Source organism: Alteromonas infernus (assembly GCF_902705815.1).
Map to the genome: position 1 here is coordinate 1 of NZ_CACSIG010000039.1, position 24,240 is coordinate 24,240.

23 protein-coding genes and 4 tRNA genes are annotated in these 24,240 nt (G+C 45.0%); 15 read left to right on the plus strand and 12 right to left on the minus strand.

Going from position 1 to position 24,240, the window contains the following annotated elements; all coding sequences use genetic code 11:
* Positions 1-201 precede the first annotated feature (201 nt).
* The 5 genes from fusA to ACX5J7_RS10280 form a co-directional block, all read right to left on the minus strand.
* Entirely contained in the window at positions 202-2,289 is a 2,088-nt protein-coding gene (fusA, locus tag ACX5J7_RS10260; RefSeq protein ID WP_020743283.1) for an elongation factor G, read from the minus strand.
* A 183-nt stretch (positions 2,290-2,472) separates the two neighbouring features.
* The gene (gene rlmM / locus ACX5J7_RS10265; RefSeq protein WP_348681723.1) at positions 2,473-3,570 is read right to left on the minus strand and encodes a 23S rRNA (cytidine(2498)-2'-O)-methyltransferase RlmM; all 1,098 of its coding nucleotides are present in this window, start codon (positions 3,568-3,570) and stop codon (positions 2,473-2,475) included.
* Positions 3,563-4,015 (minus strand): DUF423 domain-containing protein, encoded by a 453-nt coding sequence (locus tag ACX5J7_RS10270; RefSeq protein ID WP_043960483.1) that lies wholly within the window; start codon positions 4,013-4,015, stop codon positions 3,563-3,565. The genes rlmM and ACX5J7_RS10270 overlap by 8 nt, the downstream gene beginning before the upstream one ends.
* A gap of 4 nt (positions 4,016-4,019) precedes the next feature.
* Positions 4,020-4,700 (minus strand): alpha/beta family hydrolase, encoded by a 681-nt coding sequence (locus tag ACX5J7_RS10275; RefSeq protein ID WP_015066825.1) that lies wholly within the window; start codon positions 4,698-4,700, stop codon positions 4,020-4,022.
* 2 nt (positions 4,701-4,702) lie between these two features.
* A complete protein-coding gene (locus ACX5J7_RS10280) occupies positions 4,703-5,605 on the minus strand; it encodes a transcriptional regulator GcvA (RefSeq protein WP_012518010.1) in 903 nt (300 codons plus the stop codon).
* 216 nt (positions 5,606-5,821) lie between these two features.
* Here ACX5J7_RS10280 and ACX5J7_RS10285 point away from each other — a divergent pair, with 216 nt between their 5' ends.
* The gene (locus tag ACX5J7_RS10285; RefSeq protein WP_012518009.1) at positions 5,822-6,109 is read left to right on the plus strand and encodes a hypothetical protein; all 288 of its coding nucleotides are present in this window, start codon (positions 5,822-5,824) and stop codon (positions 6,107-6,109) included.
* Positions 6,110-6,169: 60 nt separating this feature from the next.
* Here ACX5J7_RS10285 and kdsA read toward each other — a convergent pair whose 3' ends face one another.
* The 6 genes from kdsA to hemA all read right to left on the minus strand — a co-directional run bounded on the left by kdsA (position 6,170) and on the right by hemA (position 12,588).
* The gene (kdsA, locus tag ACX5J7_RS10290) at positions 6,170-7,024 is read right to left on the minus strand and encodes a 3-deoxy-8-phosphooctulonate synthase (RefSeq protein WP_498707086.1); all 855 of its coding nucleotides are present in this window, start codon (positions 7,022-7,024) and stop codon (positions 6,170-6,172) included.
* Between the two features lie 20 nt (positions 7,025-7,044).
* Complete coding sequence (locus tag ACX5J7_RS10295) at positions 7,045-7,416, minus strand: SirB2 family protein (RefSeq protein WP_012518007.1); 372 nt, start codon at positions 7,414-7,416, stop codon at positions 7,045-7,047.
* Positions 7,417-7,637: 221 nt separating this feature from the next.
* Positions 7,638-9,203 carry a DUF3369 domain-containing protein gene (locus tag ACX5J7_RS10300; RefSeq protein WP_498707088.1) on the minus strand — a complete coding sequence of 522 codons (1,566 nt, stop codon included), beginning with the start codon at positions 9,201-9,203 and terminating at the stop codon, positions 7,638-7,640.
* A gap of 150 nt (positions 9,204-9,353) precedes the next feature.
* Positions 9,354-10,211 carry a peptide chain release factor N(5)-glutamine methyltransferase gene (prmC, locus tag ACX5J7_RS10305; RefSeq protein WP_498707090.1) on the minus strand — a complete coding sequence of 286 codons (858 nt, stop codon included), beginning with the start codon at positions 10,209-10,211 and terminating at the stop codon, positions 9,354-9,356.
* A gap of 1 nt (position 10,212) precedes the next feature.
* On the minus strand, positions 10,213-11,298 hold the full coding sequence (gene prfA, locus ACX5J7_RS10310; protein ID WP_012518002.1) for a peptide chain release factor 1: 1,086 nt from the start codon (positions 11,296-11,298) through the stop codon (positions 10,213-10,215).
* A 15-nt stretch (positions 11,299-11,313) separates the two neighbouring features.
* Complete coding sequence (gene hemA / locus ACX5J7_RS10315) at positions 11,314-12,588, minus strand: glutamyl-tRNA reductase (protein WP_498707092.1); 1,275 nt, start codon at positions 12,586-12,588, stop codon at positions 11,314-11,316.
* Between the two features lie 131 nt (positions 12,589-12,719).
* On the opposite strand from hemA, the gene lolB reads away from it, so the two are divergent.
* The 4 genes from lolB (at position 12,720) to ACX5J7_RS10335 (ending at position 15,341) form a co-directional block, all read left to right on the plus strand.
* Positions 12,720-13,346 (plus strand): lipoprotein insertase outer membrane protein LolB, encoded by a 627-nt coding sequence (gene lolB, locus ACX5J7_RS10320; RefSeq protein ID WP_498707094.1) that lies wholly within the window; start codon positions 12,720-12,722, stop codon positions 13,344-13,346.
* Entirely contained in the window at positions 13,346-14,251 is a 906-nt protein-coding gene (gene ispE / locus ACX5J7_RS10325; protein WP_498707096.1) for a 4-(cytidine 5'-diphospho)-2-C-methyl-D-erythritol kinase, read from the plus strand. Before lolB ends, ispE begins: the two co-directional genes overlap by 1 nt.
* A 33-nt stretch (positions 14,252-14,284) precedes the next feature.
* Positions 14,285-14,360, plus strand: a tRNA-Gln gene (locus ACX5J7_RS10330).
* A gap of 33 nt (positions 14,361-14,393) precedes the next feature.
* Complete coding sequence (locus ACX5J7_RS10335) at positions 14,394-15,341, plus strand: ribose-phosphate pyrophosphokinase (protein ID WP_012517998.1); 948 nt, start codon at positions 14,394-14,396, stop codon at positions 15,339-15,341.
* 116 nt (positions 15,342-15,457) lie between these two features.
* Here ACX5J7_RS10335 and ACX5J7_RS10340 read toward each other — a convergent pair whose 3' ends face one another.
* Positions 15,458-15,763 (minus strand): hypothetical protein, encoded by a 306-nt coding sequence (locus ACX5J7_RS10340; protein ID WP_015066819.1) that lies wholly within the window; start codon positions 15,761-15,763, stop codon positions 15,458-15,460.
* A 667-nt stretch (positions 15,764-16,430) separates the two neighbouring features.
* Here ACX5J7_RS10340 and ACX5J7_RS10345 point away from each other — a divergent pair.
* From ACX5J7_RS10345 to ACX5J7_RS10390, 10 genes are all read left to right on the plus strand, one after another.
* Positions 16,431-16,886 carry a ribose-phosphate pyrophosphokinase gene (locus ACX5J7_RS10345; protein WP_071958944.1) on the plus strand — a complete coding sequence of 152 codons (456 nt, stop codon included), beginning with the start codon at positions 16,431-16,433 and terminating at the stop codon, positions 16,884-16,886.
* A gap of 114 nt (positions 16,887-17,000) precedes the next feature.
* A complete protein-coding gene (gene ahr / locus ACX5J7_RS10350; protein WP_015066818.1) occupies positions 17,001-18,002 on the plus strand; it encodes an NADPH-dependent aldehyde reductase Ahr in 1,002 nt (333 codons plus the stop codon).
* A 312-nt stretch (positions 18,003-18,314) separates the two neighbouring features.
* Complete coding sequence (locus ACX5J7_RS10355) at positions 18,315-18,947, plus strand: 50S ribosomal protein L25/general stress protein Ctc (RefSeq protein ID WP_012517994.1); 633 nt, start codon at positions 18,315-18,317, stop codon at positions 18,945-18,947.
* Between the two features lie 5 nt (positions 18,948-18,952).
* Positions 18,953-19,534, plus strand: a complete 582-nt coding sequence (gene pth / locus ACX5J7_RS10360; RefSeq protein ID WP_015066817.1) for an aminoacyl-tRNA hydrolase — start codon at positions 18,953-18,955, stop codon at positions 19,532-19,534.
* 42 nt (positions 19,535-19,576) lie between these two features.
* Complete coding sequence (ychF, locus tag ACX5J7_RS10365) at positions 19,577-20,668, plus strand: redox-regulated ATPase YchF (protein ID WP_012517991.1); 1,092 nt, start codon at positions 19,577-19,579, stop codon at positions 20,666-20,668.
* Positions 20,669-20,817: 149 nt separating this feature from the next.
* The gene (locus ACX5J7_RS10370; RefSeq protein WP_043960613.1) at positions 20,818-21,831 is read left to right on the plus strand and encodes a peptidylprolyl isomerase; all 1,014 of its coding nucleotides are present in this window, start codon (positions 20,818-20,820) and stop codon (positions 21,829-21,831) included.
* Positions 21,832-22,003: 172 nt separating this feature from the next.
* Positions 22,004-22,080: transfer RNA gene (locus ACX5J7_RS10375), tRNA-Met, on the plus strand.
* Between the two features lie 35 nt (positions 22,081-22,115).
* Positions 22,116-22,200: transfer RNA gene (locus tag ACX5J7_RS10380), tRNA-Leu, on the plus strand.
* A 3-nt stretch (positions 22,201-22,203) separates the two neighbouring features.
* Positions 22,204-22,279, plus strand: a tRNA-Gln gene (locus tag ACX5J7_RS10385).
* 319 nt (positions 22,280-22,598) lie between these two features.
* On the plus strand, positions 22,599-24,005 hold the full coding sequence (locus ACX5J7_RS10390) for an alanine/glycine:cation symporter family protein (protein WP_462835903.1): 1,407 nt from the start codon (positions 22,599-22,601) through the stop codon (positions 24,003-24,005).
* Positions 24,006-24,240 lie beyond the last annotated feature (235 nt).

A 24,240-nucleotide genomic window follows, 5' to 3' on the forward strand; every position in this document is an offset into this window, starting at 1 on the left:
TCCTTCAGACCCTNNCGTTGGCCAACANCGCCCTTGCCATTCGGATTATCTTCCCCTCAGTCAGGGTGATTCAGGTTTCTTTCAACCTGACGGGTTTGCCAGCTTCGCTGGGCAAACAAAAAAAGCCGGTCTATTGACCGGCTTTTTAGTGTATCTCGAAGCGTTAGCTAACTTAAGCTAACTAACGCTCGCAAAGGCTAATTACTTAGCTGCTTTACGTGCTTTCGCTTCTTCAATAACTTTATCAGCTACGTTCTGAGGACATGCTGAGTAGTGGCTGAATTCCATAGAGAACTGACCACGACCAGATGTAATAGTACGTAGGTGACCAATGTAACCAAACATTTCAGATAGAGGTACGTCAGCCTTGATGCGAACGCCAGTAGCGCCAGCTTCTTGGTCTTTGATCATACCACGACGACGGTTAAGGTCACCGATTACGTCACCCACGTTGTCTTCTGGGCTGAATACGTCAACTTTCATCACAGGCTCAAGAATTTGAGGACCTGCTTTTGGCATTGACTGACGGAATGCACCTTTCGCTGCAATTTCAAACGCGATTGCTGATGAGTCAACTGCGTGGAAACCACCGTCGTATAGTTCAACTTCAACGTCTAGTACTGGGTAACCCGCTAGAGGACCTACTTCCATCATACCTGCGAAACCTTTTTCGATTGCAGGGAAGAATTCTTTAGGTACGTTACCACCCACAACTGTAGATGTGAACTTGAAGCCAGAGTTAGTTTCGCCTGGCTTGATGCGGTAATCAATCTTACCGAACTGACCAGAACCACCAGACTGCTTCTTGTGCGTGTAGCTGTCTTCAACAGGTAGCGTGATAGTTTCACGGTATGCAACCTGAGGCTGACCCACTTCTAGTTCAACGCCGTAAGTACGCTTCAAGATGTCTACTTTGATGTCAAGGTGAAGCTCACCCATTCCTTTAAGGATGGTTTCGCCTGAATCTTCGTCTGTTTCAACTTGGAAAGATGGATCTTCTGCTACTAGTTTACCGATAGCGATAGACATCTTTTCGTTAGCGCCTTTGTCTTTTGGCTTAACAGCAATCGAGATTACTGGCTCAGGGAAGATCATTGGCTCTAGTGTACAAGCATTCTTCGGATCACATAGCGTGTGACCAGTTTGAACGTTCTTCATACCAACAACAGCTAGGATGTCACCCGCTTGTGCAGAAGTAAGTTCAGTACGCTCATCAGCGTGCATCTCAACCATACGGCCGATACGCTCAGTCTTACCAGTGGCGCTGTTAAGGATAGTGTCACCCTTGTTAAGCACACCAGAGTAGATACGGATAAACGTTAGGGCACCGAAACGGTCGTCCATGATTTTGAACGCAAGCGCACGGAACGGCTCGTCAGTAGATACTGTTGCTACTTCACCAGTAGGTTCACCAGTCTCTTCATCTGTAAGAGGCTGTGGGTCTACTTCTGTTGGAGAAGGTAGGAAGTCGATAACCGCATCAAGAACTAGCTGAATACCTTTGTTCTTAAATGCAGAACCACAGTATGTTGGGAAGAACGCTAGGTCACGAGTACCCTTACGGATACAACGCTTGATGTCTTCTAGAGACGGCTCTTCGCCATCCATGTAAGCCATCATTAGGTCGTCGTCTTGCTCAACAGCAGTCTCGATTAGTTGCTCACGGTACTCGTTCGCTTTCTCAACCATATCTTCTGGGATATCTACTACTTCGTAGTTCTCAGGAAGGCCTGTGTCATCCCAGATGTACGCTTTCATGTCTAGAAGGTTTACAACACCTGTAAACTCGTCTTCGATACCGATTGGAAGCGTCATTACTAGTGGGTTAGCAGCAAGTACTTTCTTAACTTGGCCAACAACACGGTAGAAGTCTGCACCCATACGGTCTAGTTTGTTAACGAAAATACAGCGTGCTACGCCAGATTCGTTAGCATAACGCCAGTTAGTTTCTGACTGAGGCTCAACACCGCCAGAACCACAGAATACACCGATACCGCCGTCTAGTACTTTAAGTGAACGATATACTTCAACTGTAAAGTCAACGTGTCCCGGAGTATCGATGATGTTCATGCGATGATCTTTCCAGAAACAGGTTGTTGCCGCTGACTGGATGGTAATACCACGCTCAGCTTCCTGCTCCATGAAGTCAGTTGTTGATTCACCATCGTGAACCTCACCAGTTTTATGGATTTTACCAGTAAGCTTCAAGATACGTTCTGTTGTGGTAGTTTTACCCGCGTCTACGTGGGCGAAAATACCAATGTTTCTGTAATGAGATAAGTCTGACATTAGTTCACTTTCATTGGTTCAGAGTAAAAAAACGGCCGGATTATAAAGGATTTCTGTACCAGATTTACACCTTTTTTAGCATAAACCTTAAATACGTTTACTAAAATCCGTACCAGCATTAATTCTTTTCTATAAATATCAAAAACTTAAACAGTTATGACACTTTTTTGAAAAATAACAAAATCACACCTCATCTTTTGAAGTGCGAACAATTGTTACTGTAACTTCATCTCTGTCGTGGTAGAGATGCCTCACCTTCACCGCAAATGCATCGTCTAGGGCATCTAAACGGCTATTTAACGACGTCATGGCTTCAACTACTGTTTCATAACGCCGCTTCATAGGTAGCTTTAAGTTAAAGATAGCATGAGTGGCCCAGTGTTTTACCAACCAATCACCCATCAGCTTCGCTACTCTATCGGGTTGTTCTATCATATCACATACAAGTAGATCTACACGACCAAATTGTGGTCGATAAGTAAAGCCGTCTGCTGCATGATGTTCAACTAACCCTGTGCTCATTAAACTATCGGCTATTAGCCCATTGTCAATGGCTTCAACATACATCCCTCGTTTAACAAGCTGATACGTCCAGCCGCCCGGGCACGCCCCTAAGTCCACAGCTCGCCCACCACTTCGAAGTACCTTAGATTGTTGTTTATCGCTTAGCATGTTAACCAGTGCATCTTCTAACTTAAGCGTAGAGCGACTTGGCGAATCACTGGGAAACTTCAAACGGCAAATACCTAAATGGTCGCGGCTAGCGTGACTGGGTAATGTATAGCCAATATAACAAATTTCAAATGACGCAAAGAAAATATGTAGTTTAGGTTTGCCCAAATTTTCTTTAGCGGTTAGCCACCCCGCTTTCCTCAAAGCTTGGCGCAGTGGCACAGTAAACTTGCGGCAAAATTTAGCAAGGGTTTTCCCTTCCTCGGTGTCAGGGTATTCCACATCAACAGCGCCAAAGATAGAAAACGGCTTTTCTACCTCTTTCAGGGCATCAAGCACTTGGCCCACCCTATCTTCTTTTTCCACGTCATTGATTGCAGCAAATACAGCCACTAGCTGGCGAGGAAAGATGCTGTCTTGAACGGCAAACTGTGTCACCGTTTGCTCAAGCTGGGCAGCGTCATACAAGTGATAGTGTGCAAAGCCGCTGTTTTTCTTTGATACTGGATAACCGTAAAAACCGGCTTCGCCATAACGTGACGTAAGTTCATTCGCCGTGTCATTTTCATAGCCTGGGCGGCAATAAGCTAAAATACTGGTATCAGACATCATCGCCTCCTTGCAGGTTATTCCCTTGGCTCTGGCTATCCGTATTTCCCGTAACTAAAAGACCCACCAGTAATAGCGCCCATCCAATGATAAAAAACAATCCGCCTAGTGGCGTTATCGGTCCAAACCATTTTATGCCGCTAATTGATAAGGCGTATAAACTTCCGCTAAATAAAACGCAGCCAATAACAAAACATAGCGCGACACGATTAACCCATTTACTTGAGATATAGTTAGATAATGCAGGCAGTAGAAGCACTGCTAAGGCATGGTACATTTGATAGCGTACGCCAGTTTCAAAGGTACTTAGCTGTTGTGCCGTTAACACCCCTTTTAATCCGTGGGCTGCAAAAGCGCCTAATATAACCGCCAGCCCTGCGAAGAGTGCGCCAGCTAAAAGAAACGGCTTGGCCAGCACGCCTCCTCTGAGATTCTCGTTTTTCATCAAATTATGTGTTCACTACTTGGTTAATAAACGCCGCCGTAAGTGTGGCCGCTTTTTCAATATGTTCTTGTTGCGTCTTGCCGCTCGCCTTTCGCGGTTTGAAACTGTGATCGCCATCTTCTAAAAACGCGCATTGGATTTCTGATGGCAATGCGTAACTTTCTACTTCAGCTTTTGTTCCAAACGTATCTCGTTCGCCTTGAATAATAATAAGGGGCTTAGTAGCAGATAATAAATGTTCTGTTCGAGTTTTGTCAGGCTTGCCTGGGGGGTGAAATGGGTAGCCTAATGCTATCGCCCCTTTCACATTGCTTACCGATTCATACACCATGGTGGCCATTCGCCCGCCCATCGATTTGCCCCCGATGAACACAGGCATATTATGCAGCGCCTCAATACGTTTACTGCAATGCTCTATCAGCGCATCGAAGTGGGCCATAAGCTTTTCTGCCTTATCTGGGGGCCTGCGCTTACCTGTTGACCTAATAGTTTGCATGTAAGGGAAGTTAAAAAGCACCACAGCGATCCCCTTTGAAACAAGCGCTTGCGCCATATCTTGCATAAAGTCATGCTCTTTGCCCGCGCCAGCACCATGCCCTAAAACGAGACAGGCAACAGGATTATTCGCGTGATGCACTTCAATATCGAAAGTGTGTGATTCGGCTTTGTTGTCCACAGTTGTCATAATTACAACAGGTCCTCTTGTTCTGCTTCCACTAACGCTAAGATCCAGTCTCTGAATGCCGCAATCTTACCCAGTTCAGCTTGTGATTCTTCGCACACTAAATAGAATGCATCTCGACTCTCTACTCTTTCTTCAAACGGCATGACTAGGCGACCTGCTTCAATTTCTGGCCTTGCTAAAACCGTATTCCCTAACGCAATGCCTTGACCTAGTGCGGCAGCTTGCAATACCAGCATTGAGTGGCTGAAAACTGGGCCTTGGTTCACATTAACGCCAACCACGCCCACGTGCTTCAACCAATTTTTCCAAGCCGTGCGGCTTAAGTCGTGAAGCAATACGTGATGGCGTAAATCAGACAAGCTCGACAAGGGCTTAGGGCCTTGAAAAAGCAATGGTGAGCATAGCGGCGTTAGAAATTCCTTGTGCAGCTGGTCGGCTTGAAGCCCAGCCCAGCGCCCCTTGCCGTAGTATATCGCCACGTCTACGTCATCTTCCAAAAAGCCCTCGTCAAAGTCGACGGCTTTTATACGAACGTCAATATCTGGGTGCGCCAAACTAAACTTGTGAATGCGCGGCACCAGCCATTGGCTTGCAAAGCTCGGTGGCATAGCAACAGTAATGGCGCCCTTACTTCCTTTAGCAAGCAGCCTTTCGGTAGCGTCTTGCAAGTTTTTAAAGATGTCTTTGAGTTCTAAAAAGTACGCCTGCCCCTCTTCAGTTAACAGCAGCGTTCTATTGCGTCGCAAAAACAGCTTCATCGATAAAAAATCTTCAAGTGCCTTTATCTGATGACTTACGGCAGCTTGCGTAACAAACAGCTCATCTGCCGCTTTGGTAAAGCTCAAATGGCGGGCCGCTGCTTCAAATGCTTTCAAAGCGTTTAGAGGGGGTAAACGTCGGTGCATAAAATGTTTTTAATCCAGTGTGACCGAAGCATGACAGATGCATTAGTTTTTCTAATGACACCCCATACTTTTGCTCGTTTTATTTTTCACCACCAACTGTCTATAATTTACCCGAAATTAAGAAACGACATTTAATTTCAGCATTTTATGATGATTAATTGTTAAGCGCATTAACATTAACCAACAATTTATTAATTATTTTTATTAGGTGTGAAAATGAAAAAACTACTACTTGCCAGTGTTTCGGTAATGGCTTTCGCAAGTGCTGCTGCAAATGCTAACGCACAGCCAGAAAAGATCAATCTACAATCATTAATCAACACGGCAATGACCAGCGTTAAAATGGCTGATGTTTTGCCAGAAAACGATGCGCACATCGTTGTGAAAAAACAATCGAAAGCAATTCTTGCTGAAGAGATTCAGGTTCAGCTTCACAAGAACCTGTTAGCTATGACAAAAAGTGAAGAGCGCTTAATCGCTACAGAGGCAACGGAAGCAGAATAAGCTACTCACACACCTGATACGCATGCCGGTGCTTGCACCGGCATACGCCATCATGTTTGCTTAGGTATTACTCGTATCTAACGCGTCGAACCCTTTTACCAACTCATCTAGCGCTTTCATTTGCTGTAAGTACGGCTCCAACTTTGCAAGCGGTAATGCACACGGTCCATCGCACAATGCCTCATCTGGATTTGGGTGAGCTTCAATAAATAGCCCTGCTAGCCCTAAAGCCATGCCACTTCTCGCTAACTGAGCCGCCTGAGCACGGCGTCCATCCGCTGAAGTTGCACGTCCCCCCGGCATCTGTAACGCGTGCGTCGCGTCAAATATTACTGGCGCATATTCTTTCATTGCGTCCATACCCAACATATCCACTACAAGGTTGTTGTAGCCAAAGCAACTGCCGCGTTCACAAAGGATAACGTTATCGTTGCCAGCTTCCCCTAACTTGCCAATGATATGACGCATTTCATGGGGCGCTAAGAACTGTGGCTTTTTAACGTTAATTACAGCACCTGTTTTTGCCATCGCAACAACCAAATCAGTTTGACGCGCTAAAAATGCAGGCAACTGAATTACGTCAACCACGTCCGCTACTGGCGCGGCTTGATGCGGTTCGTGTACGTCAGTGATAAGAGGCACATTGAACGTCGACTTGATTTCTTCGAAAATGCGAAGGCCTTCGTCCATACCCGGACCGCGGTAAGAGGTTACCGATGAACGGTTTGCTTTATCAAAGGACGCTTTGAAAACGTAAGGAATATTCAGTTTCTGGGTAACTTCAACATAATGCTCGGCAATACGCATGGCAAGATCCCGAGACTCAAGCACATTCATTCCACCGAAAAGTACGAACGGCAAGTGATTTGCCACCTCTACGTTGCCAACATTAATAATCTGTTGAGATTCAGACATTATTTATTTTCCCTTTAATCTTAAAAAAGAGGTTGTTTGGTAACCGCGACCATGGCCGTTGCCATGAGTACAGCCAGCGCTGCCACGAAAAAGCCCCATTTAGCCAGGGCTGTTTTGGCTTTTTTAAGCGCAAACAAGCCAAAAACAATGTAAAGCACTACGCCTATAACTTTAAACGTAAGCCACGGGTTAACTATTGGGTACTGAGACAGGATAAAGCACAGCCATATCGCGCTGGCAAGTAAAACGGTATCAATAATGTGGGGAAGAATTTTAACCCATTTTTTAGACAACGCCGTGGCGTCGAACTGACTCCAAATAAAGCGGAAGATAAAAAATAAGATACTTAAGCCTACAGCAGTCAAGTGGAGGTGTTTTGCCATCATGTACATATCTAATTCCTATTTTTATAAGTATGCGGCCTATTACTGTTATAAATTGTATCTTTATAAGACGTAAGCCAAATTAAGTTATAATTTATGTGCAGTCAGCTTCAAATAAAAACAGGTGCTTTTTAGCACCTGTTTTATTGTTTGTTTAGCGCCTGTTTCAGGGCATATTGTAGCGTATAAAATAATGTAAATAACGCACTTTCCTTTGTTTTAAAGATGGGCTACGTCTTATTGGGATAACGCGCTTGTATTGCTATAAATGCAGGTAAGTCCTCAAGTACGTACTCAACGAGCTGGGGGTCAAAGTGTTTACCGTTTTCCTCTTGTAATACAGCTACTACTTTATCTATGGTCCACGCAGGCTTGTAAGGGCGCTCATTTAACAGCGCATCAAATACATCAACTAAGGTGGCAATACGACTTCTAATGTCGATTTCTTCCCCTTTTAGTCCCTCTGGATAGCCTTTACCGTCCCACCTTTCATGGTGTTGCTTGGCAAGCATGGCCGCCATCTGGATGGTAGGACGACTTGAATCTTGTAAGATTTGATAACCGAATTCGGCGTGTTGCCTAATTTTAAACACTTCCTCGTCGGATAAAGGCGACGATTTCTGAAGTATAGACTTAGGTACTATTGAGGTACCAATATCAAGAAGTGGTACCGCAAGGCGTAATGCATGTGCCTCGGGTTCATTAAGCCCTACCTTTTGCGCTAGCACTTGGGCCATTTCTACCATTCTTGTTAAATTATTCGAGCCATGGGCCTCATGTTCTAGCGCTTTGCCTAAACGCTCTATAATCTCTTTTTGCGTGGCTTCCACATCAACAGTTTTTAACACATTGTCGAAGGCCAGCTGCACGCTATCAGAAAAGCGTTTTACTAAATGTCGGTCACTCTCGCCTATTCGGCGCGGCAACCCAGAAAGATACAGAAGCGCACCGTTGTGACTTTTACTATTGCAGTATGCGACCACGTGATCGTCAGCATAAACAATCTGCTTTTCCCGCATTGCTTTAACACATAGGGCATACTCTTGCGCGCTGATCGCCTCTTTGAGCGGCACGCCCTCTTTACTGGCATACTCGCCATTTCCGGCAAATACATACAATTCATCTTCGCCAATGTGACTATTGAACGCGTTTATTGTGCGCGATGTTGTCGCTACGGCTGTTGTAATGTAAGCCGCATCCTTTGAACATCCAAGAATAGAGGCGAGCTGTTGAATAATGCCCTGCATAAACCTTTCAAGTGAACGAGACGAAAATAAATCCACTGAAGCATCGATGATTTTCTCTAGTCCCCGCCGGTTTTCTTCGATAACAATAATGTCTCGATACGAGCGAAGGGCCGCGATAATAACGGTAAAAAGCTTTTGTGCAGTGAGTTCTGTCTTAGATTTGTAGTCGTTAATATCGTAGTTGATGATGACGTCTTTTTCAGGGGCTTGACCTGGCTGGCCGGTTCTTAAAATGATGCGAGTAAAGTGATTATCAAGTTCGTTTCGAATGTAGTCTGCAACCTGAAGGCCTGCGTCGTCGGCTTCCATTACAACATCAAGTAAAACAACGGCTATGTCGTTATGTGCTTTGAAAATAGCCTTAGCTTCTTCGCCGCTGTAGGCACTTACAAATTCCAACGTTTTGCCGTTTAAACTAAAATCGTTTAGCGCAAGTTTGGTAACCGCATGTACTTCTGGCTCATCGTCAACAATTAGGACCTTCCAGCTACCGAGATCTTCTTGTTCGTTTTCATTATCGTCATCAGCGAAAAGAAAGTCATCATTCATCTGGTACGTCCTGTAGTGTAAGGTTTTTTTTAACTTAGCGCTTTTGCCAAACAGTTTGACTATCAAATACTAATGCAAAACGAAATATTAGCAAGTTTGCACATTTAATGTAGCCACAACGGGGTAGCGATGAGAAAAGACAATAACCTGTTACGGCCACTGGCCTAAGGTAACCCGGTCATTATTACCGTAGTCTTTGATTGTTTTCACGTTTACAAAACCTGATGTTTGAAGCAGTGCTTTCACCGCATCGCCCTGGTCAAAACCATGCTCAAAAGCTAACAACCCATTACTATTAAGGTATGTGGAAGCATGAGATATGATGTGCTTGATGTCGCTTAGCCCCGAATCGCCAGACGTTAACGCGCTTTTCGGTTCAAAACGTACGTCCCCTTCATTCAGATAAGGGCTGGTTTCGTCGATGTAAGGCGGGTTGGAAACGATAATGTCAAACGTATGGCCCCGTAATGCGCTAAACCAATCGCTTTGCATAAAACGAGCATTTTCTATTTTGTTACTATTTGCATTGCGTTTGGCGAGCGCTACCGCATCGGGTAAAAAGTCCACACCAATAACCGATGCTTGGGGTAATTCACTGGCTAGCGCCAGTGCAATGGCACCTGTTCCGGTCCCTAAATCACAAATAGACAACGGTGGCTTATTCGGCGTGTTGGCGCTGACATTGCCTGTCGCCCAGTTAATCACGTGTTCAACCAACACCTCGGTATCAGGGCGTGGAATAAGTGTGTGAGACGACGTAAACAACGAGAGAGTCCAAAAGTCTCGTTTACCAATAATGTAGGCAACAGGCTCTCCGGCTCTGCGTCTTTCAATTGCGTCTTCAAATTGCGCAATTTGGGAGGGGGTTAGGGTTTTATCAGGCCAGGTAAAAAGGTAGGTTTGGGACTTACCCAGAATGTCAGCCAACATAACTTTCGCATCGACAGAGGGTGACTCACCACCCTCTAACTGCTTTACCGCCCAAGCAAGGGCTTGGTCTATACGCATGTTATTCGTCAGACAGTGACGCCAACAAGTCGGCTTGATGCTCTTGCAGAATGGGGTCGACAAGCTGCTTCAAATCGCCTTCTACCACTTCATCTAATCGATAGATGGTTAAGTTGATACGATGATCGGTAACGCGACCTTGGGGAAAGTTATAAGTGCGAATACGCTCAGAACGATCGCCGCTACCCACTAAGCTCTTACGGGTAGACGCCTCTTCTGCAGCGCGTTTTTCTTCTTCAATCTGGTTTAGGCGAGCTTGCAGTACTGACATCGCTTTAGCACGGTTTTTGTGCTGCGAACGCTCGTCCTGACATTCAACCACTAAGCCTGTTGGCAAGTGAGTAATACGGATAGCTGAGTCAGTTTTATTAACGTGCTGACCACCAGCACCAGATGCACGAAATGTATCGATTCGAAGCTCTGCTGGGTTAATTTCAATGGCTTCTGACTCAGGAATTTCTGGCAGTACCGCAACGGTACACGCGGAGGTATGAATACGCCCTTGTGACTCGGTCTCTGGTACGCGCTGTACGCGGTGACCGCCTGATTCGAATTTCAACACACCGTAAACGCCATCACCACTAACATTAGCAACCACTTCTTTGTAGCCGCCGTGTTCGCTTTCGTTTGCATTCACCAACTCTACACGCCAACCGCGACTCTCTGCATAACGACTGTACATACGGAAAAGGTCACCGGCGAAAATAGCCGCCTCATCACCACCCGCCCCAGCGCGGATTTCCAAGAAGCAGTTATTATCGTCGTTAGGATCTTTAGGCAAAAGCAAGACTTGAAGTTCAGTTTCAAGGCGCTCTATTTCGCCCTTCGCTTCTTTCATCTCTTCTTGTGCCATTTCGCGCATCTCGGCGTCGTCTTCATTTAGCATTTCTTGCGCAGATGCCAAGTTTTCTTGTGCCTGTTGATAGGCATTAAACCCGGCAACAACATCTTCTAACTGGCTAAACTCTTTGGACAAGTTGCGAAACTTATCTTGATCGCCGATAACTTCAGGGTCGCCTAACAGCGCCTGAACTTCTTCGAAACGCTCGACTAAGTGTTCGAGTTTCCTAACTACCGACTCTTTCATATGCTTTTTATTACCTTATTTATTATTGTCTGACGAAAAGTCAGATAAATCTAATGCCTGTCCCATCCAGCGGCTTAATGCCGGGTCATCGTGCATGGCAGCTTCGCGTAACGCCAACGTCGTAGGGTGCAACAGCGTATTGGTTAGTTTATACGCCATTTCTTCTAGTACTGTTTCGGCATTTTTGCCTTCTGCTAACTGCGCCTTGGCTTTTTCTACAATATCGTCACGCTGTGCCATGCCTTTTTGGCGATATTGTCTAACTAAATCTATCGATTGCTGCGACTGTTTCCATGTCATGTAGTCGCCAGCTTGTTTGTCGATGAGTTTTTCCGCTTCTTTTGCGGCTTGTTCGCGGTTTTCTAAGTTCTTTTGAACAATGTGCTGTAAGTCATCAACGGTATAAAGATAGGCATCGCCTAACTCGTTAACTTCCGATTCAATATCCCGTGGAACAGCAAGGTCAACCAAAAACATCGGCATATTTCTGCGCTGTTTAAGTGCTTTTTCTACCATGCCTTTGCCTATCAGCGGCAGTTGGCTAGCCGTCGAGCTTATCACAATATCGAAGTCTTTAAGATGCTCTGGCACTTGTGACAAGGTATACACACTGGCGTCTAACGTTTCTGCTAACGCCTCTGCGCGCGCCACTGTTCGGTTTGCCACGGCCAAACAACTAACGCCCTGCTCTTTCAAATGCTGCGCGACCAACTCTATGGTTTCACCCGCACCCACTAATAATACCGAGCGTTTAGGTAACTCGGCGAAGATGTGTTTTGCCAGCTGTACTGCGGCATAAGCCACACTCACTGCATTTGCACCAATATCCGTTTCGCTTCGCACGCGCTTGGCAACGGAAAACGTATGCTGAAACAGCTTATCAAACTCACTGTTTATCATGCCTGAATGCTTGGCATCGCCGAAAGCTTGTTTTACTTGCCCTAAAATTTGCGGCTCACCCAAAATAAGCGAGTCTAAACCGCTGGCCACACGCATAATATGCTTCACGGCTTCATCTTGCGTTAAAACATAGCTGTTGTTTGCAATGTCCTCTACATCTAAATGGTGAAAGTCACTTAACCAATGTAGAAGCTTTTGGCCGCTTTCGTCTTGCGTGTTGACATAAAGTTCGGTGCGATTACAAGTAGAAACAATGACCGACTCTTCTACACCGTCTAACTTTTTTAAGCTCGCAAGCGCTTCCACCAGAGAATCTGGTGTAAAAGCCACTTTTTCGCGAAGTGCTACTGGTGCTGTTTTGTGGTTAATACCGAGGGCGAGTAAAGTCATTAAAATCTGTGCTGGCAACGTCGGAGCGGCATTGTACGAAAAACCCAAAATGATTGAAAGTGTTGGTGAAACTGTGTTCCCATAATGGCACAACTAAATGTGTTTTATTTTTAAACAGGTACTCGGCCTTAATGATTCGCTTATTTTCGATTTTGTTCACCCTTTGCTTTGTTCTGAGCGCGTGTACCACTGCCCCCAAAGGCCCTGAAAATGCGGTAAACCTCACGGCTCAGCTAGAAAAAGTTGCCGATGTGCACCAGTGGCAAATGCGTGGAAAAATTGCCTTTCGCCAAGGTAAAGAGGCGGCCAGTCTTAATTTAGTCTGGAAAAACGATTCTGGTGATTTTGATTTCCGATTAACCAATTTTCTTGGTGTGAGCTTAGTTTCATTAAATGTGTCGGATAAAGGCTCTACCTTGGAAGCCGACGGCGAAACCTATGTGGACGCCCTTCCCGAACCGCTCATCTATCAAATAACCGGCATGGTTATTCCCGTTAAACCACTTTTATCTTGGGTTAAGGGTTTGCCTATTAAGGGCGACAAATTTACCCTAACGGAAAAAGGGCTGGTTGATACGTTAGAAAGCGACTGTAAAACATGTCAAAACTGGAAAGTTTCCTATGGAAACTACGGCAGCGTTAAAATGGCCAACGGTGACTCAGTTTGGCTTCCCCACAGTATCAGCCTTACGCAAGACGCCGCTTCGAGCACAGCGCATACCCAGCTAAAAATTAAAATATATCAGTGGAATCTGTAGTGAATTCATCAGAAACAAAACAAAAAGATTGGTGGCCTTCCCCAGCGAAACTAAACCTTTTCCTGCATATACTTGGCCGATACGACAACGGATACCATCAGCTACAAAGCTTGTTTCAAATGCTTGATTATGGCGATGAGCTGGCGTTTGACGTTACTTGTAGTGCGGCAAGTGGCACAGACAAAGAACGTACCGAGGGAAACGCGCCCACCATTCGTATGAATATACCGTTAAAAGGTGTATCGGACGACGATAATCTCATTATCAAGGCGGCCCGATTACTTGCACAGAAAACACAATGTAATAAAGGTGCGGTTATCTCGTTGAATAAGCGCCTTCCTATGGGCGGTGGCATTGGCGGCGGGTCGTCTAATGCTGCTACTACCTTGGTTGCCCTTAATCACCTGTGGCAAACCGGCCTTAGTGAAGATGAATTGTCGGCGTTAGGGTTAACGCTTGGCGCTGACGTTCCCATTTTCGTGCGTGGTTTAACCGCATTTGCCGCTGGCGTAGGTGAAGACATTACCCCTGCCCCACAACAGGAACACTACTTTTTAGTTGCAACGCCTAATGTTCATATCAGCACTGCTGACGTTTTCACCTCGCCAGATTTGCCGAGAAATACACCGGCAATACGTTGGGAAGACTACGAATTTGAAAAAACTCGCAATGATTGTCAGCAATTAGTCGTTAATCGCTATCCTGAAGTTGCAAAATTATTACAGTGGTTGGTACACTACGCACCGTCGCGAATGACGGGCACAGGTGCAAGCGTGTTTGCCACTTTTTCTGACTACACTTTAGCCGAACAAGTTAGGGCCAAAATGCCTGATACTTGGCAGAGTTTTGTCGCAAAAGGTGTAAATCGCTCACCACTATTAGACAAATTAGAACAACAAAGATAGCGTGTACGCCACATCGGACAAGAACTTAAAAATTGGGGTATAGCCAAGTTGGTAAGGCAGCGGGTTTTGATCCCGCCATTCGTAGGTTCGAGTCCTGCTACCCCAGCCAAACCTCTTTTATCAACGCACTGAGGAACCACTTGTGCCAGATATGAAGCTCTTTGCAGGTAATGCCGTACCAGAACTTGCCCAGAAAGTTGCCGATCGCCTCTACACCAAACTTGGAAATGCCAAAGTTGGCCGTTTCAGTGACGGTGAAATCAGCGTAGAAATTCATGAAAACGTCCGTGGCTCGGACGTTTTTATTATCCAATCTACGTGCGCGCCTACTAACGATAACCTAATGGAACTTATTGTGATGATCGATGCATTGCGTCGCGCATCAGCTGGTCGTATTACAGCGGTAATTCCATACTTTGGTTATGCACGTCAAGACCGTCGTGTTCGTTCAGCTAGGGTGCCAATTACTGCAAAAGTAGTGGCTGATTTCCTGTCAAATGTTGGCGTAGACCGCGTATTGACTATCGACCTACACGCTGAACAGATTCAGGGTTTCTTTGACGTTCCTGTAGATAACGCGTTCGGTACGCCTATCCTTCTTGCTGATATGGTAAGACGTGATTTCGCCGATCCTGTTGTTGTTTCTCCAGATATTGGCGGTGTTGTACGTGCGCGTGCTACGGCTAAACTTCTTAATGACACAGATCTAGCAATTATCGATAAGCGTCGTCCGAAGGCGAACGTGGCTCAGGTAATGAATATTATCGGTGACGTTAAAGACAGAGACTGTATTATTGTGGATGACATGATTGATACGGGCGGCACGCTAGCGAAAGCAGCAGAAGCGCTTAAAGCACATGGCGCTCGTCGCGTTTATGCTTACGCTACCCACGCTATTTTCTCTGGTAATGCGGCAAACAACCTTAAAGAATCGGTTATTGACGAGATTATCGTGACTGACTCTATTCCTTTAAGCGCAGATATGAAGCAAATCGGTAAAGTTAAACAGCTTACACTATCTGAAATGCTTGCTGAAACTATTCGTCGTATTAGCAACGAAGAATCAATTTCAGCGATGTTTGAATACTAAACATCAAACGATAAGATTTAAAAAGCGAGTGAACTGGCACTTATAACGGACCACTTCACTCGCTTTTTTACATATGTCTATGCACAGGCGCTAAAATGTCTATGCACGGTCGCTAATTAGTTACCTGAGTCATCGTCGTCTTCTTCAGGCATTTCAACGTCAACCACGGGCACTTCAACTTCCTTCGTTTCTGTATCCACGTCAACATCCATCGTGTCTACCTCATATTCCGGTAGTTCACCACCGTCAATATCGGCCTCAGGCAATTCGCCTTCTTCTGTTTTCTTTACTTCGTATTCTGGCATTTCGCCAGCATCTACGTCGACATCAGGCATTTCGCCTTCCTCTGTCTTATTCACATCACAGGCGCTTGCAGCAAGAGCCAAACTCGATACAGCTAAAATTTTGCTTAAATGCTTCATTTTCTCTCCTTAAAAACGTTGCCGTACGGGTTAACTGCTAACAGCATTTCAACTATTAACGGTATTCACTCCATTTAGGCGTTTAGCCTAACGTAAAATGACTAGTACGTTATCGGACAACAAAGTATGTAACCTTTTACACGCTTTCGTTGTCATTACTCACTTAGGTTGAAGCAGACTCTATGCCAACCACAAAGGTAGCAATAATGCGGCGCTAATGTTGAAGCAGATAAACGCCTTTCTCTATCACTTCGCGTCAACATTATTGCCTATTTTTCATTGAAAACTCACTTAAAAAAGAAAGCCTTTAATAAATAAAGAAAATCATATACTTATCTTGCTTTGCGATATGTTTAAGCCGACTATTCATAGGTTGTTAAAACACTTTATAGTCACAATAAACCTCGGGGTCGATTAGCGCATTTTAGCGACCCCTAACCGAGTATAAGGTAAACGTAAAAGCGTTGGGGTAGGAGACGATTTGTAAAATCAGTAATGTGAAAAAAGTGTATGAATCAACTTATTTTTTGTAGAAATTACTTAGGCGTCGTGGAAGACTAGGCAGCATAGTAAAGATAAATGATCGGCATGACGTTGCGCTTGTTAATTGCGTTTTGCAAGCCCAACAAATTATAAATGTACTACTACGTGGTAAAGGAAATAAAAAATGAAAACTAACCGACTCAACTTAGTACTTATCTTGGCGTCTATGACATTGCTAGGCGCCTGCGCAGAAGAAGAAAAGAAAGAGAACCTTGCGATGACTGACAAAAAAGAACAAATTCAGCAAAACGATGAAGATTTACCTAAAGAGCTCGTCGCTGAACCAGTAACACAAGCGGAAGCTGTGGAAGCCGATGCAAAAGGTGAAGTAACAATGAAGGGCAGCATCTTTTACAAAGACCTTGAAGGCGGCTTTTATGCCTTTATTGCCGAGAACGGTGACCGTTACACCCTGCACGGTCTAGATGAAACATATCAAAAGAATGGTCTTATTGTTGAAGTTAAAGGCACGCCCAAGCCTGATTTGATGACCTTCACTCAATTTGGCACCGTATTACAAGTGACGTCGGTAAAGGTATTGGATACCAGTAAGGTCATTGATAGCCTACCCACTAAGTGATCGAGTTTTTAGTGAGCAGTGTAGCAATTTGATAACTGAATTGTACGCTGAGTACCGAGGACCTGCGGGCCATTTTGCTCAGCAGGACCTTATCAACACTAAAAGGACAGATTAATGATAAACGCATATGCAGCGAAAGAAGCCGGTGGAAAGCTGGAGAAGTTTGAATACGACCCCGGTGAGCTTGGTGCTCATGACGTTGAAATAGACGTTGAAAGCTGTGGCATATGCCATAGTGATTTAAGCATGCTGGATAATGAATGGGGAATAACAGAGTTTCCTTTCGTACCAGGACATGAAGTAGTGGGTACAGTAAGTAAGATTGGTGACCACGTCACATCATTGAAAGTGGGTCAGCGAGTAGGGTTAGGGTGGCACGCGAGTTATTGCAATAGCTGTCGAACATGTGAAGCGGGTGACCACAACTTATGTGCCGGCGCGACTATGACCATTGGCGGTCGTCACGGTGGCTTCGCCGACAAAGTTCGCGCTCAGGCACGTGCTGTTATCCCCTTACCTGAATCGATAGACAGCACCAAAGCTGGACCTTTATTTTGCGGTGGCATTACCGTGTTTAACCCCCTGGTACAATTTAATATTAGCCCGACAAGCGAGGTTGGCGTTGTGGGTATCGGCGGATTAGGTCACCTTGCCCTGCAATTTTTGAATGCATGGGGCTGTAAAGTCGTAGCCTTCACCTCTAGCGAGTCAAAAGAAAAAGAGGCGCTATCGCTAGGTGCGTCAGAAACGATTAATAGTCGCGATGAAGATGAAATTAAAAAGGCTCAGGGGCGATTCGATTTAATTATTTCAACGGTAAACGTAAAGCTTGATTGGAACCTATACCTGTCTACGCTTGCGCCTAAGGGGCGCTTACATTTCGTTGGTGCAACATTAGAGCCGCTGGACATTGGCGCATTTAATCTAATTGGCGGGCAGAAAAGCGTTTCAGGTTCGCCGGTTGGCAGCCCTGCTACTATCAAGACCATGCTAGACTTTGCGGCGCATCACGATATTGAGCCTGTCACCGAGACATTCAAGTTTGAAGACGTTAATAAGGCCATAGACAGATTACGTGAAGGTAAAGCGCACTATCGCATTGTACTTACCCGCTAAACGGATATTGAAACAACTAAAGCACGCTTTGGCGTGCTTTTTTGTATGGGCATATTAATTGTTGTTCTGGAGCGTGTATATTAAAGCATGCGTACAAAGCCAAACTGTATTTTTTATAAACGTAATAATTGTATGTTTTTATAGGTGGTGTTAGAATTCGCCGCCCTTGAATTTTGGGGTGGTGTTTTATTGTGCTTTTAAATAAGTGAATTTGCTTTATAAGCGTTTCATTTAAGTGCTTTCAACGCCAATTAACAGTGGGTTTTGGTCGCAAAAACCCACACCATTAGACTTATATATTGGAGACAGACAATGTCTGAAGCAATTTTTAACCTAGACGCTTCTGTTCGTACAGACCTAGGGAAAGGTGCGAGCCGCCGCCTACGTCGCGAAGATAAGCTTCCTGGTATCATCTACGGTGGTGAAGAAGCACCCGTTTCTATCACACTAGATCACAACAAAGTTAACAACTCTGCTGACTTTGAAGCGTTCTACTCTCACGTTCTTACTTTGAACCTAGACGGAAAGCCTGTTGAAGTTCTAGTAAAAGACATGCAGCGCCACCCGTACAAGCCAAAGATCATGCACATTGACTTCCAACGTGTTATCGCTGGTGAAGACGTACACACTAACGTTCCACTTCACTTCGTAAACGAAGAGAAGTCTGCTGCTGTTAAAGCTGGCGGTATTGCCGAGCACCACGTAACTGAAATTGAAGTTACTTGTCAGCCTAAAGATCTTCCAGAGTTTATCGAAGTAGACATGGCTGCGGTTGAAATGGGTCAAACAGTACACCTTTCTGACCTAACCCTTCCAGCTGGCGTTTCTTCAGTAGAACTTGCTAAGAACGACGAAGCTCACGACCTAGCGGTTGTAACTGTTAAGCCTGCTCCTAAAGCAGCTGAAACAGACGAAGACGGCGAAGAAGCAGCTTCTGAGGAATAATCCTCTTGGCTGATATCCGCCTTATCGTGGGTCTGGGTAATCCAGGCCCCGAATATGAAAATACCCGACACAATGCCGGTGAATGGTTTCTCAACCAACTTGCCGACACCTATAACGCCCCGCTAAAACCAGAAACAAAATTCTTCGGTAAAACTGCTCGTATTACTATTGCCGGTAAAGATATCCGTTTGCTCTACCCCACTACTTTTATGAATAAAAGTGGTCAAGCCGTAGCGGCACTTGCTAACTTTTACCGCATAGAGCCAGAACAAATATTAGTAGCGTTTGACGAATTAGACTTACCGCCTGGTGTGGCAAAATACAAAGTAGGCGGTAGCTCAAGTCAAAATGGCGTGCGTGACATTGTGGCAAGAATGGGTAATAACAAGAACTTTTTGCGTTTGCGCATTGGTATTGGTCACCCTGGACATAAAAGCCGCGTTACCGGCCATGTCTTAGGAAAACCGTCAGCAGAAGAAAAAACAGCCATTGAAAGTGCCATCGATGAAGCGGTACGCTGTACAGAAATTTTGCTAAAAGAAGACCTAAAGCAAGCACAAAACAGGTTACACTCGCATAAAGTGTAAACCTTAGCCAGTTATCACTTTTCCAAACTAAGGATCCATACCATGGGTTTTAAATGCGGTATTGTTGGCCTACCTAACGTAGGTAAATCAACACTTTTCAATGCATTAACAAAAGCAGGTATTGAAGCGGCAAACTTCCCTTTCTGTACCATCGAGCCAAACACGGGTGTAGTGCCTGTGCCAGATCTTCGTTTGGACAAGTTGGCTGAAATCGTAAATCCTCAACGCGTCATTCCTACTACGATGGAATTCGTTGATATTGCGGGTTTGGTTGAAGGCGCGTCTAAAGGTGAAGGTTTAGGTAATAAATTCCTTGCTAACATTCGTGAAACCGACGCTATCGGTCACGTAGTTCGCTGCTTCGACGATGAAAACATTGTTCACGTTGCAGGTCGCGTTAGCCCGAAAGATGATATTGACGTTATTAATACCGAGCTTGCGCTTTCAGACTTAGAAACCACAGAAAAAGCACTGCATCGCGTAGCGAAGCGCGCTAAAGGTGGCGATGCTGATGCCAAGTACGAAATGAAAGTACTTGAGAAGATTAAGCCGCATCTAGATGAAGGCTTGTTACTTCGCTCGCTGGAGCTAAGCAAAGAAGAGCTTGAAGCGATTAGCTACATGAACATGCTAACCCTTAAGCCAACCATGTACATTGCTAACGTTAATGAAGACGGTTTTGAAAATAACCCGTATCTTGATCAAGTAAAAGAAATTGCTGCAGGTGAAAACGCTACGGTTGTTGCGGTTTGTGCATCTATTGAATCTGACATTGCAGAGCTTGAAGACGACGAGCGTGAAGAATTCATGCAGGATATGGGCTTAGAAGAGCCGGGTCTTAACCGTGTTATTCGTTCAGGTTACAACTTGCTTACTCTGCAAACCTACTTTACTGCAGGTGTAAAAGAAGTTCGCGCATGGACATTCCCAGAAGGGTCTACAGCGCCGCAAGCAGCGGGTAAAATTCACACCGACTTCGAGAAAGGCTTTATTCGCGCTGAAATCGTAAGCTACGATCATTTTGTTGAGTTTAACGGCGAACAGGGTGCAAAAGACGCAGGTAAATGGCGTCTTGAAGGTAAAGACTATATTGTTAAAGACGGCGACGTTATTCACTTCCGCTTTAACGTGTAACTTCTGGTGTAGAAGTTAACGCTATTTTTTGAAAGCCACCGCAAGGTGGCTTTTTTGTTTGTTTCAGACAATTGTTAAGCGTACGTTGGCCTGATATAAATTGTAAAAAACAAAAGGCTTTACGAATGCACTTTAAACGTCATAAAAATATGTCCAAACACGCACACCACACTACATCACTGGGGCAAAACTTATTTTGCTCAACGGTGTATGGCGCAATTACCGCGCTATATTTATTAACTAATACTGCGCTTGCTGGCAAAGAAGACAACGAAAGCCAAGTACTTACTACCCAAATAAGCAGTAATGTTAAAGAGAAAATACCGAGCGTTTCAGATAATTCAACAAAACAAGATAACGCCATTTTGCACAGCAATAGCGCGAGTTGGTATCAGGTTCCTAAAAGCAATACGGTGACCTTTGCTACGGCTTACGGCGACGTGGTTATTGCGCTACACCCTGCCCTAGCGCCCAAACACGTTGCCCGATTTAAAAAGCTTATCGATGCAGGCTTTTATAACGAACAGGCATTTTATCGTGTAGTGGATGGATTTGTTGCGCAAGCGGGAAGTAATGATACCCATGATGTATCTCAGTTTGACTCCGCGTTACTAAGCACAATTGATGCTGAATTTACCCAGCCACTTAATAGCAACGTGCATGTGGTGGAAACTAACGATATGTTTGCGCCGAGCACAGGTTTTTTAGACGGGTTTCCTGTGGGTATAGACAGCACTCGCGCTGAAATGTGGGGGCTGCATTGCCCTGGCGTTGTGGCTTTTGCGCGCAATAGCGAAAAAGATACCGCGAGTACCGAGTTTTATATCGTACTTGGTCAAGCACCCCGCCACTTAGACAGAAACATGTCGGTAGTAGGGCGGGTTGTTAAAGGCATGGAGCTACTTCAAAAATTACCGCGAGGGAATAGGCAAAGTGGCGGTGTGCTGGATAACATTACACAAAAAAGCAAAATCAAGCAGGCTTTCGTGCACTCAGACAAGGCTACGCCCTACTTTGTACAAATGCCACTACACGAAGAATATAAAAAACGCACGAATACAGGTAAGAACCTAGATAACCCGTTTTTTCATGACAATACCTATGGTCCGCGCCCTATTGACCTGTGCTATTACCAAACTAAAACAGACACTAAGGCATGGTAGAAACACCGCTATAGGCCTTGCAAGTTGTTCAATTTCACCGCTTTTTGTGTGTATTTCACCCTAATGCGCACACTTAATGAGCATTTAAAAAAAGTTAGTAAAAAAGGGGTTGACGGTTGCCAGTCATATACGCATAATACGCGCCACTTCCTGAGAGGGAAGAGAATAGCAAGGCTACGTAGCTCAGTTGGTTAGAGCACATCACTCATAATGATGGGGTCGCAAGTTCGAATCTCGCCGTAGCCACCAATTCTCTATTGTCTCTTTTAGGAAAGTCTAGCTGCGCGGAAGTGGTGGAATTGGTAGACACGCTGGATTTAGGTTCCAGTGCTTCACGGCGTGAGAGTTCAAGTCTCTCCTTCCGCACCAAATTGGGGTATAGCCAAGTTGGTAAGGCAGCGGGTTTTGATCCCGCCATTCATAGGTTCGAGTCCTGTTACCCCAGCCATATTTTTGAAAAAACCGCTCTTTTGAGCGGTTTTTTTGTTTATATTGGCATTCTTTTATAGCGTTGCTTTTCCCTTCCCCTTTAAATGAATAAATTTTCTATATACGAGCATAAAACGTCATAGTTTCAGTACGTTTTCATTGTCCAATCATTTAATTGTCGTGCTAGTATTGGGCTTTATCGATATAGCTCGGCATACTCAACGTTTTAGCAAATACCGTTTTGCATAAAGCTTACGTTTGTTCTGACAACGCACCTGTCATGTTCAGTTCATATTTACACGCCGAGCAATAATTAAAACAATAACGAAGGAAAGTGCGTGATAAACGAATTCGTTTCATTAGTTAACAATATTCTGTGGGGAGACGGCCAGGTACTTATAATCATGCTACTTGCATGTGGTATCTGGTTTACCGTAAAACTTGGTGGTGTGCAGCTTAGGCACTTCGGTCATATGTTCAGCCTACTGAAGGGCAGTAACACCTCTAGTAAAGACGGCATAAGTTCATTCCAAGCTTTGTGTACCAGTTTATCGGCTCGCGTGGGTACCGGTAACTTAGCTGGCGTTGCAGTTGCTATATCACTAGGTGGCGCTGGCGCAATTTTTTGGATGTGGATGATAGCCCTTCTAGGTATGGCCACCGGTTTTGCTGAAAGTGTGTTAGGCCAGCTATACAAAGTACGTGACGAAAACGGCGAGTTCCGTGGCGGCCCTGCTTACTACATCAAGCAAGGGCTCAATAAAACCTGGTTAGCTGTCGCTTTCTCGCTTTGTTTGTTCTTTGGCTACGGGTTTGTTTTCAGTGCTGTTCAAGCTAATACTATTACCGATGCACTAAACAACGCTTACTCGTTTCCCAGTGAATATGTGGGCTTAGCCATTATTGCACTCGCCGCCTTAATTGTTGTAGGTGGTTTACGAGGCATTGCGCGCTTTGCTGAGTTTGTCGTGCCGTTTATGGGCATTGGCTACGTGCTTGTGGCATTGGCTATTACCTTTATCAATATTTCAGAACTTCCGGCCATGCTGCTTGATATCGTGAAATCAGCATTTGGTTTACAGGAAGCAGGTGCCGGTGCATTAGGTGCTGCCATTAAAAATGGAATCCAGCGTGGCCTCTATTCAAATGAAGCGGGTAGCGGCTCTGTACCGCACGCAGCGGCAAGTGCGGTTCCAAACCCTAACCACCCGGTATCGCAAGGTTACATTCAGATGCTAGGTGTTTTCTTAGACACACTAATATTGTGTACGTCTACGGCGTTTATTATTCTGCTAGCGGGCGGTTCAAGCTCTGATCAAATGGAAGGCATTCGCCTAACACAAGATGCCATGAGCAGTCACCTAGGTGAAGGTGGTACCGACTTCGTGGCAGCCGCCATTAGCTTGTTTGCTTTCACTTCAGTAGTCGCAAACTACGCCTATGGCGAGAGTAACCTGCACATGTTCAAGCTAGATAACAAAATAGGCCGTGCGGCTTATACCATAGGTTATTTAGGTATGATTTATTGGGGTGCTCAGGCAGCACTGCCTCAAGTATGGGCCATGGCCGATATGGCGTTGGGCTTAATGACAGTAATTAACATTATCGCCATTGTGTGGATGACACCTACGATTGTGTCTATCAGTAAGGATTACTTCAAGAAAAAAGACACTGGCGCAAACATGGAATACAAAGCGGGTGACTGCGAAATACAGGGTAAATCAGAAGACGGTATTTGGGATTAACCCAACATTTAAAGTATCGAGTAGGGTGAGGCGTCACCGCCTCATCCCTCTCACAGAACCGTACATACGGGCCTCGTATACGGCTCATGTACATAGTTATTTAGCGTAATGGCTAAACACATATCCCGTTGCAACATTCTCCAAGTTCATTAGCCCGAGCTCATCGAACCAACTGTTTGGCATCGCATAGCTTGCTAAGGGGCTGCGTGCACTGCACCAACTCGTCATGTTGATG